Origin of the sequence: Corynebacterium sp. sy017 (genome assembly GCF_017918135.1) — a bacterium.
Lineage (GTDB): Bacteria > Actinomycetota > Actinomycetes > Mycobacteriales > Mycobacteriaceae > Corynebacterium.
Genome location: NZ_RZUE01000002.1, coordinates 1 through 17,791, shown reverse-complemented (window position 1 = coordinate 17,791; position 17,791 = coordinate 1). Strand labels below are relative to the sequence as shown.

Here is a 17,791-nt window from a genome sequence, read left to right as displayed (position 1 = left end):
ACAATTTCTATGGGCAGTTAATCAATAATCAAGGTAAGGAAGAAACATGGCACAAGGAGATGTGAATATCACTGTGATTGGCAATGTTGTTGCCGATCCAGAACTACGCTTTACCCCAGCAGGTGCTGCTGTGGCTAATTTCCGTGTTGCCTCTACCCCGCGTCGTTTTGATGCACAGACTAATCAGTGGGTAGATGGTGAGGCTATGTTCATCTCATGTAACGTATGGCGTCAAGCGGCAGAAAATGTCGCAGAATCTTTGACAAAGGGAATGCGCGTTATCGTTACTGGTCGACTTCGTCAACGCAGCTATGAAACCCGCGAGGGTGAAAAGCGTAGCGTTATGGAGATTGAAGTCGATGAGGTGGGTCCTTCATTGCGTTATGCTACTGCCCAGATTGCTCGTAACCCTCGTGAGGGTGGTTATGGTGGCAATAATGGAAACTTTGGTGGCTCTAACCAGGGTGGACAAAACCGTGGTTATGGTAGCCAAGGCGGTTTTGGTGGTTCTCGTGAGTCTTCTCGTGAACCTCAGGCTGCTCCACACAATGATCCGTGGAGTAGCGCGCCAGTAGCTGGTGGATTTGATAATGAAGATACTGAGCCACCATTCTAAGAATCTAAAAGCACAGTATCTGCTCTACATCAACCATTTTCACTCCATCTCTATATAGCTTATATAGGGACCGTAATAGGAAAGGCAGGGATCATGAAACTGATCCTCACCGCCGAAGTTGATAACCTCGGTGTCCCAGGTGACATCGTTGAGGTCAAGGACGGCTATGGACGTAACTTCCTGCTTCCTCGCGGGCTAGCTATTGTTGCTACTCGTGGTGCAGAAAAGCAGATTGAAGGAATCAAGCGTGCACAGCAAGCTCGCGCTATTCGCGACCTTGATCATGCACGTGAGGTAAAGGAACAACTAGAGGCGCTCGACGGCGTTTCTGTTTCAGTTCGTACATCAGAAAAGGGCAAGATCTTCGGTTCTGTTTCTACTGAAGACATTGTCGCAGCAGTAAAGAAAGCTGGCGGCCCTAACTTGGATAAGCGTGCCATTGAGCTACCAAAAGGTCACATCAAGACCGTTGGTTCTTATGCCGCTAATGTTAAGTTGCACTCTGATGTTGCAGCTACAGTGAACTTTGAGGTTGCTGCTTCTTAACCAAGAAAGCAGTAACGGCTAATGTGAGTTAGCCCATCCGACAACAGCATAAAATAACCTTGTGTCCCAGAATTTGCTGGGCGCAGGGTTATTTTTTATCTTGGACAGAATACTTTTTGTGGATAACTATGTGAGTAACGACGGAGAAAGCAAAGATAAAAACACTTTTCTTTTGGTTTGTCAAATGCCTTATTGTGGACAAAACCTTTTGTCTGTTGAAAGGTATCCACAAGGAAGAAACTACACTTAACCTGCTGAAATATAGATTTCTCCGAGGGGAAAATGGAGGTTATCCACAAGTTTTCCACAATGGTTGTGAAAAAATAGCAGGGAAAATGTGAAAAAGAATTACCCCCTGTGGATAACTGTGGATAACTCTGTGGAAAACAAATGAGGATTCGTGTGCGAGAATAGAGAGCATGACAAAAAATACACAGAATACTAACCCCCATCTCATAGCAAAAACTAGCACAGCAAATGGGTCAAGCAGGTACAACGATGTTCCTCTAGAAGATTATGCATTATTATCCGATCTGCAAACAGGGCTATTAGTCAGTAAAGAAGGTTCTGTAGATTGGCTTTGCCTCCCCCGTTTTGACTCCCCCGCTATCTTCTGTGGCATCTTAGGCAGCCCCGACGACGGCAGGTGGAAACTTTCAGTACGCGGCGGAATGGTCGTCGAGCGTAGATACAAACCCAATACCTTTATTTTGGAAACTATATGGGAAACCGCCACTGGAAAAGTTAAAGTAACTGATTTCCTGCCCCCTGCCACTCTTCAAGCGGATCTCATTCGTGCGGTGGAATGTCTCGAAGGTGAGATCACCATTACCCACGATCTTCGAGTCAGGTTCAACTATGCGCGGGCACTGCCCTGGTTTAGCCCGACCACAATCCCTGGAACAGAGGAACCAGCTCTGCTGTGTAAAGCGGGTCCAGATGGCTTACTTATCTCTGGCCCTCGGCTTTATAGCGCCTCGCCAGAGGATCTCTCGGAGGAAGGGGAATCTAATCTTTTACCACGCCTCATCGGCGATTTCACGCTCACAGCTGGGGATAAACTCGACTGGTCACTCACCTGGTTCCCATCGTGGCAGCAGACACCTGTTCCTGCTCAAGCTGATGTAGCACTAGAGACTACTACTGATTTTTGGCAAGACTGGATTAGTAATTTTGAGGTGGATTCTCCGTGGAGCACGCTCGTTAAGCGTTCTTTGCTGGTTCTTCGCGCGTTGACTCACTCTGACACTGGTGGAATTGTTGCTGCCCCGACGGCAAGTTTGCCGGAAGATTTTGGTGGGGAGCGCAATTGGGATTATCGCTATACCTGGCTTAGAGATGCTGCCTTGACCGTGGAGGTTATGGTTTCGCATGGTTTTGCCGATGGTGCAATGGATTGGCGTAACTGGCTTTTGCGTGCCGTCGCCGGTGATGTAGAAAATCTACAGATTATGTATGGTTTGGGCGGGGAGCGCGAACTAGATGAAAAAGAATTGCCTAATTTGCGTGGTTATGCGGATTCACGCCCGGTGCGTATTGGTAATGGTGCGGCTGGCCAATATCAGGCTGATGTGGTGGGTGAAGTCATGCTTGCGCTGGCCAGTTTGCGTGATGCGGGATTGGCGGAGGATGAGTTTTCTTGGGGATTGCAAAAGCGTCTTTTGGATTATCAGACTAATAATATCCACCAAAAAGATCATGGTATTTGGGAAATGCGTGGTGAACTCCACTATTTCACTCATGGTCGCGTGATGATGTGGGCTGCCTACAACGAGGGTATTCGTGCCGTGGAGGAGCATGGGCTCGATGGCGATGTGGAGAGTTGGAAGTATCATCGCGATCGTTTGCGTGATGAAATTCTCGAACATGGCTTTGATACTGATCGGGGGTGCTTTACTCAGTTCTATGGGGGCACAGAGGTAGATGCGTCACTTTTGCAATTGCCGGCCACTGGATTCATTGCTGCCGACGATCCGAAAATGCTGGGTACTGTGGCAGCTATTGAGCAAGACCTCGTCGATGAGTATGGCTACGTCTATCGTTATCGCACTGAAGATGGTGTCGATGGGTTGAGTGGCGACGAAGCCCCATTCCTCATTTGTACCTTCTGGTTGATTGAGCAATATGCGGCGTCTGGGCGGGTAGCAGATGCTCAGGAAAGAATGAAAGTGGTATGTCAGGCAGCGAATGATCTCGGGTTATTGGCTGAGGAATATGATCCTCGTCATCAACGTTTGACGGGAAACTTTCCGCAGGCATTTTCGCACTTGTCGCTCATTCGTGCCTCGGATGCTATTGGTCGGGCGTCGGCAAGCGAAAAGATGAGCTAGAATAGGCAAATCGTGAACCTGACGTAGTGAGAAGGCAGAGAAGAATGAGCACACAATCAGCACAGAGTTTTGATAGTTTTGATGATTCATCGGCGCAGTTTGCGCCGGAGCCACCAGACTATGCTGAGTCTGATGCTGGGTACTCATATGGCGGCGGGAACGGTGGGCACGGCGGGTACCGAAAAGGCAATAATTTTCCTAATGAGTTTCGCCAGCCCCCGCATGATAAAGATGCTGAGCAAGGTGTGTTAGGCGCTATGCTCATGAGTCCACAGAAAGTAGTGGATATTATCGAGTTATTGCTGCCAGAAGATTTTTATTTACCAGCACATCAGCTTATCTATTCTGCGATTATTGATCTATTTACCGACGGCAAGGAAATCGACCCCGTTATTGTTTCAGCGCGTTTGGATCGGAATAATGATCTAGAACGCGTCGGCGGAGCACCATACTTACATACACTTACTTCTGTTGTGCCTACGGCGGCTAATGCTCACTACTATGCGGAGATCGTGAGCGAGAAAAGCATTTTGCGTAAGTTGGTTAATGCAGGTACGCGTGTGGTGCAACTTGGTTATGAGGGCACTGAGGGTGCTGAGATTGAAACTGTGCTCGACCTTGCCCAACAGGAAGTCTATGGTATCTCACGCAAAAATACTGCTGAGGATTATTCAATTTTTGCTGATCTCATTCAGCCGACGATGGATCAGCTCGATGAGATCACCGAAAATGGTGGTTTGGCAATGGGTATTCCCACTGGCTTTATCGATTTGGATAATCTCACCAATGGGTTACATGGCGGGCAGATGATTATTGTTGCTGCGCGTCCTGGTGTGGGTAAATCGACTCTTGCGCTTGATTTTGTGCGCTCTTGCTCCATTAAGCACAATAAAGCTAGTGTCATTTTTTCCTTGGAAATGTCTAAGAGCGAGATTGTGATGCGCCTGCTTTCTGCAGAAACCGAGATCAAACTTTCTGATATGCGAGCCGGGCGGCTCGACGACCATGCGTGGACAAAATTAGCAAGTCGAGTAGGGCAAATCGAGAAGGCTCCTATTTTTATTGATGATTCTTCGAGTTTGACGATGATGGATATTCGCTCTAAATCGAGGAAGCTCAAAGAAAAATATGATTTACAGATGATCGTAGTGGATTATTTGCAGTTGATGAGCTCGGGTAAAAGAGTGGAATCGCGCCAGCAAGAGGTGTCTGAGTTTTCGCGTCAGCTGAAACTGTTGGCAAAAGAACTTGATGTGCCACTGATTGCTATTTCTCAGCTCAACCGTGGGCCAGAATCACGCACTGATAAACGACCGCAGATCGCTGACCTGCGTGAATCTGGTTCTTTGGAGCAGGATGCGGATATGGTTATGTTGCTTTATCGACCAGACTCGCAGGATAAGGAAAATGAACGAGCCGGTGAGGCAGATATTATTTTGGCGAAGCACCGTGGTGGTCCAATCGATACTGTGGAAGTGGCGCACCAGCTGCATTATTCCCGGTTTGTGGATATGGCTCGTGGCTAGTTGAATTAGCATCTCGACTACTCTGTGGCTATGATGAGAAAGACTTTTAAGTTTTTCTCAGCTTTGTGTTTTGTGGTTGAGGATGGCTTGGAAAGTGTTTTTGTTCTTTTTCCTAGGAAGAAAATAAGAGGAAATATGTTTTTACAACGTTTTGCTAAGCGTGCTACGGCGGTTGCTGCCGTAAGTATGCTTGGTGCGGGTTTTCTATCCCCCCCCCCTCAGTATTAGCCGCTGGTCCTGACGGTTCTGATGCTGGTATCCAGCGCGGTGGTGCTGATAATGTTTTTGGTTCGTGGGGTGGTGCGAACTGTGACACTGGTTCAACCTGTGTAAAGCAAGTGGGGGATGAAACACAGGTCACCTGGCAAGTGCAACTATCACCTGTGGTGATGTCTGAGGATCACATCCAAACTACTCGTGGTGCGCAGATCATGATCCCATCCACTGTGAAGGATGTGTCGATTAAGCTAACGCATATGCCTAATGTGCAATGGCATAGAGGTGATGCCGCTCAGGGGGAAGACACTCAGAAAACTTATTGGGAAGATTTGGATGGTAATCCGCTACCTGAAGAAAATATCATCTCATCAAGTAATGATAGTTATGTTCTTACCAAGGCAGTGGACTATCAGGTTCCGATCGTTGATTCTTTCGAGAAGAACGATGAAGGGATACCGTATCTGATTGATAATGACACGTATAAAGTATCGTCGTTTATTAAGAATCCTCATGGTTCTTTAGCTGATGATGAAGGGGCTCTATATGGTGTTCAGCGCTCTTCTTTTGCTGATCAGCCTGAGTGGGATTTCTACCAAATCGGCTTGAACGCGCTGGGTGTGTTCACTTTCGAGGTCACCGGTACTGTGGAAGCAGTCGGTGAGGATACTTACATTCCGATTCGCGCGGATAATATGCTGTGGAAATGTATTAAAGAAGGTGGTGGACCTGGTAGCACTGAAGAGGGTTGCTTGAATCTGAAAGAATATGTGTGGGGTCGTACGGGTGAATTACCTCCTGTCTCTATCCCAATGATTCCTGAAGATGAGTCTGCGTCTTCAGCTCGTAAAGCAGAGATTGAGCAGCGCAACAAAGAAATCGCTTTGGAGAATGAGCGTATTGCTAATCTTTATGCTGATCAGGGCACTCGCCATGGCTTAACGAGTGTGGGTACCTGTGCAGTTACTCGTAACACCAATCGCTTTGACACGATTGGTAATGACATTGAGTCTGGTGGTGATCGCTACCGGCAGTATGTGAAGACTTTTAATCTTTACTTGAATCCTACGGTGTATTATTTTGGTTCGTTGCTTGGTGGTGAGGATAACTGCGACCAGGGCTTCCAGCATATTACTCTTTGTCCTGATGAGGAGACTGAGGTTCCGCCTAGCAAGGAGCCTGTAGAGTCTGAGGAACCTACTCCTTCTGAGGAAGAGGAGGTTGATCCTGCTAAGCCTTCTAAGGAAACTGAAGAACCAACTGATTCTGAGGAACCTGGGGAGTCTGAGGAGCCAACTCCAAGTGAGGAAACTCAGGAGCCTACTCCTTCTGAAGAACCTGAACAGGAGAAACCTGTGAAGCCAGCTGAGTATCCTGAAGAACGTGAGGAACCAGTTAAGCCTGTTGTTCCACCAACTGTGCCTGACACAGATGTTGAGGCTGAGCAGGGTGAGGTTGTTACCACCGTTGTAGAACCTGAAGATAAGGAAGAAAAACCTGCCGATTCTAAACCAGAATCCAAGCCTGCACCTAAGACCGTTATTTCTGAAAGCGTGAAGGATAACGTCGCTAAGCAGGCTAAGACTGTAGCGAAGAAAGACCGTCCTAAAGTAACCACGGGTGGACATCTACGCGCAGCGTAATGCTCATGCATGAGCATTACCACAAAGCCGGCACACAGCAGATAGTTGCTTGTTGTGCCGGCTTTCTTATGGGCATTTTCTTAAGATACCTATTGATTCTGTTCCTCAACTCCAAAAGCGGAGCGAAATCTGTTGAGTCGCAGTGAGTTGCTGAGTACAAAAACAGAGCTTAGCGCCATTGCGGCACCGGCAAGCATGGGATCAAGCAACCCCCAGGCTGCCACTGGAATGAGTATGACATTATAAGCAAATGCCCAGAATAAATTGGTTTTTATGGTTGCGAGAGTGCGATTGCTTAGCCGCAGTGCGTCGACAATAGAGCGCGGGTCGCTATTCATAATGGTGATGTCGCTCGCTTCAATGGCAACATCAGTGCCTGCACCCATCGCTAGCCCTAGGTCTGCTTGCGCAAGTGCTGCGGCGTCGTTGATGCCGTCGCCAACCATTGCCACGCGCATTCCTTTGTGCTGCAAGCGCATAATCGTTGCTGCCTTATCCGCAGGTAACACGCCTGCAATCACATTTTCTGGCGCTATCCCCACTTCTTGAGCAATGTTTTGTGCCGCTCCTGTATTGTCGCCGGTGAGCAAAATTGGGGTCAGGTGCATCTCTTTTAATGCGCTGATGGCAGCTTGACTCCCCTGTTTGACCTGGTCACGAATGCTCAGTGCAGCAACCGCTACCTGATCAACGCTCATAACCACCACGCTGGCGCCTTTATCCTGCTCCTTCGTGATAAATGCTGCTAATTGTGACTCGACATCCGCTTGCGGCTTTGTTAATGCCACTACTACCCCATTGATATCTGCCTGCACACCTAATCCAGCGAGCGTGCGAAGATTCTCAGGTTGCAACGAATCAGGTAAATAGGGGTAAGAACCGTAGTGCTGGGCTGCTGTTTCAATTGCGCGCGCAATAGGGTGAGTGGAACCCTGTTCGATTGCTGCAGCTATCCGCAGTACCCATTCCTCAGTGAGTTTAGTTATACCAAGTGGTGTTACTGATTCAGCTGCCACATAGAGCTTTTCGACGCTCATCTGCCCCGTTGTCAATGTTCCAGTTTTATCTAGCACTATGGTTTCGACTTGGCGTGTGTGCTCTAGCACCTCGGCGCTTTTAATCAATAAGCCCATTTTGGCGCCTCGACCTGTTCCCACGAGCAGTGCAGTTGGCGTAGCTAATCCGAGTGCACACGGGCAGGCAATGATGAGTACGGCAACCATAGCCGCAATGGAATCGCTGAGAGCATTTCCCAACCATAGGTGAATCGCACAACTTAGCAGCGCAATGCCAATGACAATGGGCACAAAAACTTGGGCAATTTTATCCACGAGCCGCTCGACGGGTGCTTTCCCCAGTTGTGCTTGAGTGATAAGCGCAGCGATATGTGCCAGTGTGGTGTCCTTGCCAATGCGCGTGGCTCGTACTTCGAGAGTGCCAGTGATATTTATTGTTGCCCCAGTTACTTGGGAGTTCTCCGCGACTTCTACGGGTAACGCCTCGCCAGTAATCATGGATTCATCCAGAGTGGAATTGCCGCGCACAACCACGCCGTCGGTAGCGATCTTTTCTCCAGGACGCACCAAGAAAATATCCCCTACCATTAGTTTCTCAATGGGCAGCGTGAGTTCTTTGCCCTCGCGTAGCACGTGGACTTCTTTGGTGCCCAATTCCAACAAGGAATGTAATGCTTGTGCACTTCGTGATTTGGCACGAGACTCAAACCATTTGCCGAATAGCAAAAACACAATGACCATTGCTGCCGACTCGAAATAGAGGGCTGTCCCCCACTGGTTGAGTATGGTGACCACACTCCACCAATATGCTGCGCTGGTGCCAAGACTAATGAGCGTATCCATTGTGAAAGAACCATGTTTGAGATTTCGCAATGCAGCAGCATGGAATGGATACCCACCCCAAAAATACACTGGGGTACTGAGCGCAAAAACAGTCCACTCCCAATGCGGAAAATGCAGCGAATGCACCATAGAAATGACAAGCACCGGCAGGGCAAAAATCACAGAGATGAGTGCCCGTTTCTTCAGCGACTCTCCCCTGCTCTGTGTCGTTTCCTGTGCAGTGATAAGGTGCGCGCCATAGCCAGTGTGCTGCACAACCTCAATCAGCTTGTCGACGCTGACCTGAGTCTCGTCGAAAGCAATGGTGGCAGTTTCTGTCGCAAAATTGACCTGGGCGTTTACTCCTGGGGTTTTGTTGAGCTTGCGTTCCACACGTGCTGAGCATGCTGTGCAGGTCATGCCGGTGATAGCAAGTTCAATGTGGGTGCTGCGATTATTCGACAGTGTCGGCAAGAGCATAACCCGCTTCGTCGATGGCGGCGATAATATCTTGGTCATTGAGCTGGGTACCTACTACCCTAACCTGACCAGATTCCAGATCAACGGTGACGCTGTGGACGTCGGCAAGCTGATTGAGTTCTTCTGTGATTGCATGAACACAGTGCTGGCAGCTCATGCCCGACACGTAATAGTCTTTTGTTGTCATTGTCATTCTGGGGTTTCCTTCCTGAAAAAGGTGAGGGAATAAAAGTTCTCATTGATTGGTTAGCCTATAGTGAAAGCAACATTTCATAAGAAGGAGTTATTCCCGTGGCAACTGTACCAGTAACCGAAGACACATTTGAGGAAACAGTAAGCAAAGACGGCATTGTTTTGGTCGACGCATGGGCATCATGGTGTGGACCATGCCGTGCTTTTGGACCAACCTATGAAAAGGTATCTGAGAACCATGACGATGTGACCTTTACCAAGCTCGATACCGAGGCAAACCAAGGTTTAGCTGCAGCATTACAGATTCAGTCCATCCCAACAGTGATGGCCTTCCGTGATGGCGTTCTTGTTTACCGAGAAGCCGGGGCTCTTCCTGCCGCAGCATTGGAAGACCTTGTTGCTCAGGTTAAAGCATTGGATATGGAAGAAGTAAAGCGTCAGGTTGCTGAGCAGCAAGACTAACAAGACCAGCAATAAGCAGGATAAATAGGTATACTGCCACCTAAAGGACCAAAAAAGATATGTAACGAGTGAAGGTGACTTTAGGTGGCTAATCCTTTTGCAAAAGGCTGGAAATATCTCACTGCCTCTTTGGATCAGAAAATTGAGGAAAATGCTGATCCAAAAGTGCAGATCAACCAGGCAGTAACAGCAGCTAAGCAGCAGCATGAACAGATTGTTCAGCAAGCCAGTGCAGTTATTGGCAACAAAAACCAGCTTGAGATGAAACTCAATCAGCTAGTGCAGGAACAACAGGATCTTACCGAAAAAACACGCCAAGCTCTGGCGCAGTCCGACGCAGCCCAACGCACAGGTGATGCAGAAGAAAACACTAAGTTTGCTCATGTAGCTGAGATTTACGCGACCCAATTGGTGAGCGTCGAGCAGCAGCTGGAAGAGGCAAAAACCTTGCATAAGCAGTCAGTTAATGCTGCGGAGCAGGCAAAGCAACAAGTTAAAGCATCAGAAATAAAACTTAAAGAACAATTAGCGCAAGCTGATGAACTTATGCGTCAGGTTCAGCAAACGCAGATGCAGGAGAGCAGCGCGCGTAGCGTCGAACAGCTAGGGGCTTTTCAGGCTGATTCCACAGTGCCCAGCATGGATAGTGTGCGGGAAAAAATCGAACGACGTTACGCACAGGCTTTGGGTGCTCAAGAACTCATGCAGGATAGCGTCGATGGTCGTATCGCTGAGATTGATGTTTCAGGTCAGGATATGCGGGCAGCAAGTAGACTAGCCGAGATTCGTGCCGAGCTTGATGCTGGTAAAACTCAAGCTCAGGGTGAAATTGAGCAGTAGCGAGCTGTCGTGTGCTAAGACAAAAATCTGGATGCTACCTCTAAGAGATAACATCCAGATCAGCGCTGCTTAGGCAGTTTTAGCTGTCGAGCTGCCGCACGGTCACATCAACGTGGCGCTCACGAGGAGCTACACCGTAGAACTGTGCACCAAGCTGCTCCCATGTGCGGTTGCTATTGCAACGTACACGGTGGCCGATGAACTCATCAACGATGAATCCCCAGCGCAATGTACCAATCTCACCTGGGTAGATTGGGTATGGGCCAATGTTTTGTCCCATAGACCAGATCATTTCACGGCTGTATTCCCAACCGTACTTACGGGTGATTTCCTCTGTGTACTTCACAGACACGTTCACGGATGTCCACCACTTCTTGGTTTTGGACTCGTTGATGGTCTGCTTCAGTGGAATCTCGCCCTCATCCAAGGTGTTTGCCGCAGAAGCGGAACCCTCGACGTCGAAGCGAGAACCAGTGATCTCTACGTACTCGGCAGTAGCACCAACGCGCTCACAGGTTGTTCCTGGTTGTGGGCCAGAATCAAGAGCCTGTGGCTTTGCTACCGGAGTCCACTCCTCAGTAGGAGCGCCTTCAGTGTTTGCATATGCACTGGTGATCTCGGCCTGTGCCGGGGTGAATCCCGCACATGCCAGACCTACGGTTGCCAGAGCAACAGCTGCTTTGTTGATTGTGCGCATTGCTTACTCCTTGCCGTCGATCGTTGCGGCACCTGGGCCGCTATCGCTCATGGCTGGCATCTCCACGTAGTTCTCGGAGTAGTCACCTTCCTTGGTGGTGTGGTGCCATACAACGAAACGTGTGGAAGGACCTTTACCAACGTACTTGCCGAAGTAAGGCTCCATGCGCCATAGTCCAGTGTTCTTGTCACAGGTACGAACGCGGCCAATGAATTCCTTCATGTGTACGCCGTAGTCAGCACGAACCGTCTCACCAGGCTGAACGGTGATAGGACCTAGCTTGTCACCAACAGCCCAGTTGCTGGTCTGCACAATGCCGTACTTGTTCTGCAGGTGGCCGAAGAAAGGCTCCCAGGTGTTACCGGAGCTCATGGCCTTTACAGATTCGTTCACGCCCTCGGTTACCTCAAGGGAGAACTGGATTGGACGGTCCGTGTTGTTGGTGAAAGAGTTGGTGCCGTTGTAGCGGTCATACTCGTTGGTGATCCAACTTTCGTATGGGTGACGGCTCTGATCTGCTTCCCAGTTGCAGGTGTCGTCATTGACAAAGTCCTGACGGTGCTCATGCTGATCTGGTGTTTTGGTAACTGGTGTAGCGGTTGCCACACCAGAAACCATAGGCACCGACACCACAGTTGCTGCTGCAAGGAGCGATCCGATGATTTTCTTCTTCATGAGGTGGTCCTTAACGAGGATGAAAGATCAATTAGACATCGTTAGAGCGCATAGAGACGCGAACGTGGCGCTCCTTAGGGATATTGCCCCAGAAAGGACGACCAGTGTCTACCCACTGACCACCCTGGCAACGCAGGTTCTTACCCTCGAAGTTGCTGATGAGGAAGCCGTACTCAAGAACACCAGTGTAACCAGGCTTTACTGGGTATGGTCCAAGGGTCTGCCCAACTTCCCAGGTCTGGGTTGAGGAGTAACCAGCGCTAAGGGAAACGTTGATGAGTTTGAGAAGGTCGAAGCTCACGGTTCCGCCAACGTTCCAGTTCTTGGTCTTACCCTCGCGGATGGTTTGGGTTAGTGGGAGATCTTCGTCGTTGTAGTTAGCGACGGTAGCTGTACCCTCAACCTCGAAAGTAGAGCCAGTGATGGTTAGCTCCTGCCCTGCCATTCCTTCACGAGAGCAAGATCCGCCAACTACACCAGGGTTTACCTCGGTGTAAGAAGCTGCTTGTGCAGGAAAAGCGTGAAGAGTGGATGCTGCCAATACGCCAGCGCTAAGAGCAGTCATGAGACGTTTACGCATGAGAAAGCCTTTCTGTGAAAGAAAAATAAGCGATCCTTAGGCTCCCCTAAGGAAAATACTTAGAATTATCTTAGAATGAGTTATTGCGTATGCGCTAGCCCCTTTTGCATATTATTTATCGACGTGTGGTGGGGATGGATATCAGGGCAAGGTGGTTGACGGTTAATTATTTCCGCTCCAAAAGCGTCTGAATGCCGTGCGACCTGCTTATACTTTTCTCAGTATTCTCCGCATGAATATGAGAAATTATTATTTTTCTAAGCTATCGACAGTTTGTGTATAAAAAAGAAAATGCCCTATTTCGGGGGTGATTCCCTTTGGTGAGTATCTAGTGTGCGGTGGAAATGCGAAATAAATTTCGCCCAAGTTCTCCTTGAATTTTAGCGTTATATGCAGCGTAAAAGGGTGAAAAGTTGGAAAAACTCCCACTTTTATCAACGTAATCAAAGCTCTGCTCTGGGTGAGGAGCATCACTATGGGAAATCCACCCTCACTCCCTAAGGAAACCTGAGAAAAACTCAGGAAAACTTTTGGTGGCACGCGCACGCCCACACGCACACGCGCGCATGCACCATGCTTTCTAGACATATCCAATGCGTTCTAGCAGCAGCGCGTTTCCGAGCATATTAGCCCTATGCGCTGCTCGCCTATGTAACCCTTTACCCCTGTGCTTATGAGCTGCTTATTGGCTATTGCGCAATAGTATCCCACGTATTCCAGAATGGAATCCGTCGCGTAAATTGACTCGTTGAGTTTCGGTCAGGGTGTATTCATGGAGAGTTTCGCAGGCGAATTGCAAAAGTGGGCGGTCAATCTCTGGAGGCAATCCTCCACCAGAAAGCATATGGGCGGAATCGCGTTGTGCAGTGCTTGCTGCATTGTCGTACCACCACACAGCATATTGTTGTCCCACGTCAAAAGGTGTTTGATAGCCAGAGGAAGACCATACTTCACTCGGTAATGGTACGTAGCGGGAACGTAGTTTGCGTCGTGGAGCCATCATTGATGGATTTGGGACGGCACGTGGCGTAGGAACTGTGCCTGGAGTAGGCGCTGGCTTATCTTGAGTAGCTTTATCCTCAGCGTCTGCTGCATTATTCGGGCTGGTGCTAGTGGAATCAGAGATCTCTACCTCTAATGATTCCTCAACCCTTGAAGTCACTTTAATAGTTCGTGCGTTGTTGGTGGTATGGTGCGCAGATTCATCCGAGTTTGTGGTTTCGCTTGTCTGCGCTGCAGAATCTTCTGGTTGGGTAACGTGTGGATCAGTATGCTGTGCCGTCGGCGTGCTATCTTCACGTGCTTTATCGACGATCACCTGCGGTTTTTTAGTTTCTGGTTCGGTTAAACCAGCACTTTTCGCTTCGCTGTGCACGTCGTTTAGTGCTTCTTTGTCTTCTTCATCAAATAATTGCGCTACATGGACGTCGATAGCCTCATCGGTATCACCATGATTACCTTGTATGGTGTCATTGTGTGCCGGATCGTTTGTTTGATGTTGCGCGCAGGCTTCTTCTGGTTTTTGCCTGATTACTGGGGGAAGCGGACCTTCGAGGATTTCAAGTTGCATACATTCTGCGAAGTCTTCTCGTGGGTCAAGGATGGTGGTGGAATCGCAGGCATGGCGTAGTGCTGAGGACATGGAGTCCCAGCCAAAGCCATAGAGATGTACGCGAACACCGGCATTTACTGCTTCTTGTACCCCTGGAATCATATCCGCATCGCCAGAAACGATGACAATGTCACTAACTTCTCGACGAACACCTGTCAGTACCATATCGGCTACTAGGCGGGTATCAACTGCTTTTTGTGTACGGCGTTCGCCCCATTCAATGAGTTGACCAGCGCGAAGTTGAACTCCGTCGCAGGTGCGTAATGCTCGCTGATAGCGGTGTGGTCCTGATTCTGGAATGCCGTCGTACCATAATTGTCGGTGAACGGGTTGCCCTAATTGCTGGCTGACCATATTTCCTAAGGTGGTGACTACTTCGGGAAGGTCTATTTCTAATTGCGATCTGGCACCTATTTCCCAGGAATTATAAAAACTTGCTAGTAAATAACTGGTATCAACAAAAATCTGTGTTCTTTCGAGCATGGTTCTAAAACTTTCACTATCTTTGGGTAAAACTTTTCATTAAATTAACCGATCACATATTGTGACTCTGTTACATCTTCTACTATGCCTTATTGCAGGGTGTTAGGCGATAGAAAATTCTAAAAGTGCAGTAAGTGCTGGTGGTAGAAGTATCTTGTGGGGGCAAAATGTCGATTGGGCTTGTCGAAAACTCTTGACAGCAACCTCCCTTAGTTATATGGTTGGTTACATGAGTAACTAACCAACTATGTGGAGGTGTTATGGATGATCAAGCAGCACCATTGTTCCGGCAAATCGCTGTCCTCATTGAAGATTCCATCGTTGATGGCACGCTAGTTCCAGGTGACCGAGCTCCATCGACAAATGAATTAGCTGAATTCCATTCCATTAACCCAGCTACAGCTCGAAAAGGACTGAATCTCTTGGTCGACATAGGAGTGCTGGAAAAACGTCGAGGGCTAGGAATGTTTGTGACGCATAATGCTCGAACCAACATTATCGCCAGAAGAACAGAGAAATTTGCCGCTGATTACGTCGCCCCGCTTATCGACGAAGCCGTGAAACTCGATCTGCGTCGAGAAGCGTTGCACGATCTTATCGAAAAGGTTGCAGAATCTCGTGGTTTGTATCAGTAAAGCAAGAAAAAGTACCGAAAGCACAGAAAAGAGTTGAGGACATGGATGTATTGATCCAAGCCAGGAATCTCAGTATTGGCTATGGCAGTCATAAAAAAGAAAAAGAACCACCAATTCTTAGCAATGTGAATCTCGCGTTGCCTGCCGGCGGTATCTATGGACTAGTAGGTGCCAATGGGCAAGGAAAGACGACATTATTACGAGCACTAGCAGGGCAATTAGCGGTGCAAGGGGAGCTAAGAGTTTTTGGACAAACCCCGTTTGACAATGCACATGTGCTCGATCGAACAGTATTCATGGGCATTGATACCGAGTTGCCCAATCGTAAAGTCTCACAAATCTTCGCCATGTGTGCTAGCCGATGGGTCAATTGGTCGGCGGAATTAGCGCAGAAACTCGTCGAGGATTTCGCGGTGCCAATGGATAAAGATTACAAAGAGCTATCGCGTGGACAACGCTCAAGCGTGGGGTTCATTATTGCACTGGCAAGCGGGTGTCCTCTCGTATTGCTCGATGAGCCATATTTGGGGTTGGACGTCGAAAAGCAAGAAAAACTCTATGCCGCACTGCGCAATTATCGCAGTTCAGAGCGTACTTTTATCATGGCTACGCATCAACTGGCCCAGGCGCAGCCAATTCTGGACCACATTGTGCTTATCGACGCAGGGACAGTCGCGTTATCCGCTGATATTTCCGAATTGCTCGGTAGCATTTTTGAGATCCGAGGCACGAAAAAGCAAGTGGCAGCGGCATTGAGCCCAATACCCAGCGAGTTTATTGTGCAAGAAACGCACATAGTAAGCGGTAGCAAAGCGCTCATTGACCTGCGCAAAGGCGAAAATCTTATTCCGGATTTAATCCAGGGAGCTCACGAGAGTGGTGCAGCGCTCAGAGAAGTAACACTAGAACAAGTAATCACACTCATGACGGGAGATTCTCATGATTCATAGTGCACATCCGATAAAATTATGGTGGCATCTTAACGCAGAAAGTGTGTTATGGCGCGTTATTTACTGCGCTGCCTATGGTTATTTTGTTTTTCGACTGGTTCATAGTGAGCATAGTCTTGTGCTACTTGCTCTTGGGGCGCTATGCGTTGCAGCTATTGTGTCTATCTTCACGTTTGATAGCTATATGCCTTATCGTGCTCTGAGTATTGATATTGCAACTTGGCGACGCGATCAAAAGCTCATTGGCGTGTTTTTTAACGCAATTTTGTTTGCGCTTACCGTGGTTTATGTGTTTGTGGCGCCGAAAAAAGTCGTGGTGCTAGCAGGTATTTTTGGTTTTGGGATGGTCTATCGTCTGCTGTGTACTGCGCAGCCTCATCTTGAAGAAGAAATAAGAGGAGAAATAAAAGATCGGTCTATCGCATCGCGTAAGCAGCGGTGGGTGCGCAAGAGGATTCCTGATACTTTGCGTGGTCAGATTACCTATGCGCCACTCATTGATATGTGGTTGAGCGCTTTCATAGTGTTCTGGATAGCGATCGGTTGCGCCGCGGTAGTGAGCATTCTAAAAAATACGTCGCTAGATAGCGACAGTCTCTTCATCTCCACATTTTTGACCTGCTTCTTCGCAGTAATGAATGCGCGACCAGCCCAGAAATCTTTAGCTGATTTCGTAGCTTTGGGCGGCCAGAGGGCACAATGGCTTCGAGATTACTACCTATCTTCTGCGCTCTTTGTCATTGCGCAAATCGGTTTTCTATTCACCATTACGCTCTCGACGTCTACTCCTGTGTCTCAAGAGCAGTACGCAGTGATGATTCTGCTTATTCTATTCACTCCTCACTTTGTGCTTCAGTCGGGAAATGTTCTGGTTTCACTACTGGTGATTGCTGCGCTTATCGGTATCCTCATGCTCTGGTCCGGTCAGATAATTTCTGGTTGGCTCGCTCTCGTGTTAGTTGCCATCGCCTATTGCGCGATGATGAGCTACGTATGGAAAACGCTAAGAACAAACACACCAAAAAATGGCTTATCAAAGTTTTTTGGAATCTAGTTTTTGTGGTGTTGTGGTGGGGATTTGTGTTTTTTTGTTGGGGTGTGTAACTTTGTGTGAGTCGCTCAGGGCGGTTGTGCTTGTGGGTGGTGGGGGATTCCATTGTGATGCATGGTTTGTTGTGTGTTGTGTGGGGTCTTGTGTTGTTTGAGAACTCGATAGTGTACTGATAGTGATCATTTTTTGATGGTTGATTAACATTTGTTTTTTTGTGGGGAGTGTTTTTGTCTCGTCGATGGGATGCTCTTCATTTGTTTTTTGGTGGATTGATTGATTGCGCTGCATGACATATGACTTGGTTGTGTGTTGTGTGGTGTGGTTGGTTGGTTTGCTGGTTTTTGTTTTTTGTTGGGTATTGGGCTTTTCACGGCCTGTGCTTGCTTACTTTTTTGTTTGTGAGTGTTTTTGTGGAGAGT

At 48.3% G+C, this 17,791-nt stretch carries 16 protein-coding genes; 10 read left to right on the top strand and 6 right to left on the bottom strand.

Translation table 11 applies throughout. From position 1 onward, the window contains the following. Window positions 1-46: 46 nt before the first annotated feature. The 5 genes from EML15_RS03540 (at window position 47) to EML15_RS03520 (ending at window position 6,877) form a co-directional block, all read left to right on the top strand. Window positions 47-616: a single-stranded DNA-binding protein gene (locus EML15_RS03540; protein WP_144273503.1), complete on the top strand. Its 570-nt coding sequence runs from the start codon at window positions 47-49 to the stop codon at window positions 614-616. A 93-nt stretch (window positions 617-709) separates the two neighbouring features. Continuing rightward, complete coding sequence (gene rplI / locus EML15_RS03535) at window positions 710-1,162, top strand: 50S ribosomal protein L9 (protein ID WP_144273502.1); 453 nt, start codon at window positions 710-712, stop codon at window positions 1,160-1,162. A gap of 419 nt (window positions 1,163-1,581) precedes the next feature. Continuing rightward, entirely contained in the window at window positions 1,582-3,492 is a 1,911-nt protein-coding gene (locus EML15_RS03530; RefSeq protein WP_144273501.1) for a glycoside hydrolase family 15 protein, read from the top strand. Window positions 3,493-3,536: 44 nt separating this feature from the next. Next, entirely contained in the window at window positions 3,537-5,018 is a 1,482-nt protein-coding gene (gene dnaB / locus EML15_RS03525) for a replicative DNA helicase (protein WP_144273500.1), read from the top strand. Between the two features lie 338 nt (window positions 5,019-5,356). Further along, the gene (locus EML15_RS03520) at window positions 5,357-6,877 is read left to right on the top strand and encodes a hypothetical protein (protein WP_210471992.1); all 1,521 of its coding nucleotides are present in this window, start codon (window positions 5,357-5,359) and stop codon (window positions 6,875-6,877) included. An 89-nt stretch (window positions 6,878-6,966) separates the two neighbouring features. Here EML15_RS03520 and EML15_RS03515 read toward each other — a convergent pair whose 3' ends face one another. Together EML15_RS03515 and EML15_RS03510 are read right to left on the bottom strand one after the other, a co-directional pair. After that, window positions 6,967-9,195, bottom strand: a complete 2,229-nt coding sequence (locus EML15_RS03515; RefSeq protein WP_144274082.1) for a heavy metal translocating P-type ATPase — start codon at window positions 9,193-9,195, stop codon at window positions 6,967-6,969. Then, window positions 9,170-9,388, bottom strand: a complete 219-nt coding sequence (locus EML15_RS03510) for a heavy-metal-associated domain-containing protein (protein ID WP_246846925.1) — start codon at window positions 9,386-9,388, stop codon at window positions 9,170-9,172. Before EML15_RS03510 ends, EML15_RS03515 begins: the two co-directional genes overlap by 26 nt. A 98-nt stretch (window positions 9,389-9,486) precedes the next feature. On the opposite strand from EML15_RS03510, the gene trxA reads away from it, so the two are divergent. Continuing rightward, entirely contained in the window at window positions 9,487-9,849 is a 363-nt protein-coding gene (gene trxA / locus EML15_RS03505; protein WP_144273498.1) for a thioredoxin, read from the top strand. A gap of 84 nt (window positions 9,850-9,933) precedes the next feature. Further along, window positions 9,934-10,689: a PspA/IM30 family protein gene (locus tag EML15_RS03500; RefSeq protein ID WP_144273497.1), complete on the top strand. Its 756-nt coding sequence runs from the start codon at window positions 9,934-9,936 to the stop codon at window positions 10,687-10,689. A 79-nt stretch (window positions 10,690-10,768) separates the two neighbouring features. Here the strand turns inward: EML15_RS03500 and EML15_RS03495 are convergent, their stop codons facing one another. The 4 genes from EML15_RS03495 to EML15_RS03480 form a co-directional block, all read right to left on the bottom strand. After that, the gene (locus EML15_RS03495; protein WP_144273496.1) at window positions 10,769-11,386 is read right to left on the bottom strand and encodes a hypothetical protein; all 618 of its coding nucleotides are present in this window, start codon (window positions 11,384-11,386) and stop codon (window positions 10,769-10,771) included. Between the two features lie 3 nt (window positions 11,387-11,389). Then, window positions 11,390-12,061 (bottom strand): hypothetical protein, encoded by a 672-nt coding sequence (locus tag EML15_RS03490; RefSeq protein WP_144273495.1) that lies wholly within the window; start codon window positions 12,059-12,061, stop codon window positions 11,390-11,392. A gap of 31 nt (window positions 12,062-12,092) precedes the next feature. Further along, window positions 12,093-12,641 carry a hypothetical protein gene (locus tag EML15_RS03485; protein WP_144273494.1) on the bottom strand — a complete coding sequence of 183 codons (549 nt, stop codon included), beginning with the start codon at window positions 12,639-12,641 and terminating at the stop codon, window positions 12,093-12,095. Window positions 12,642-13,323: 682 nt separating this feature from the next. Further along, window positions 13,324-14,736, bottom strand: a complete 1,413-nt coding sequence (locus EML15_RS03480) for an NYN domain-containing protein (protein WP_144273493.1) — start codon at window positions 14,734-14,736, stop codon at window positions 13,324-13,326. A 260-nt stretch (window positions 14,737-14,996) separates the two neighbouring features. On the opposite strand from EML15_RS03480, the gene EML15_RS03475 reads away from it, so the two are divergent. The 3 genes from EML15_RS03475 to EML15_RS03465 are packed head-to-tail and all read left to right on the top strand — an operon-like array spanning window position 14,997 to window position 17,375. After that, entirely contained in the window at window positions 14,997-15,371 is a 375-nt protein-coding gene (locus EML15_RS03475) for a GntR family transcriptional regulator (RefSeq protein WP_144273492.1), read from the top strand. 41 nt (window positions 15,372-15,412) lie between these two features. Next, window positions 15,413-16,321, top strand: coding sequence for an ABC transporter ATP-binding protein (locus EML15_RS03470; RefSeq protein ID WP_144273491.1), 909 nt, complete (start codon window positions 15,413-15,415; stop codon window positions 16,319-16,321). After that, window positions 16,311-17,375: a hypothetical protein gene (locus EML15_RS03465; RefSeq protein WP_144273490.1), complete on the top strand. Its 1,065-nt coding sequence runs from the start codon at window positions 16,311-16,313 to the stop codon at window positions 17,373-17,375. The genes EML15_RS03470 and EML15_RS03465 overlap by 11 nt, the downstream gene beginning before the upstream one ends. Window positions 17,376-17,791: the final 416 nt, after the last annotated feature.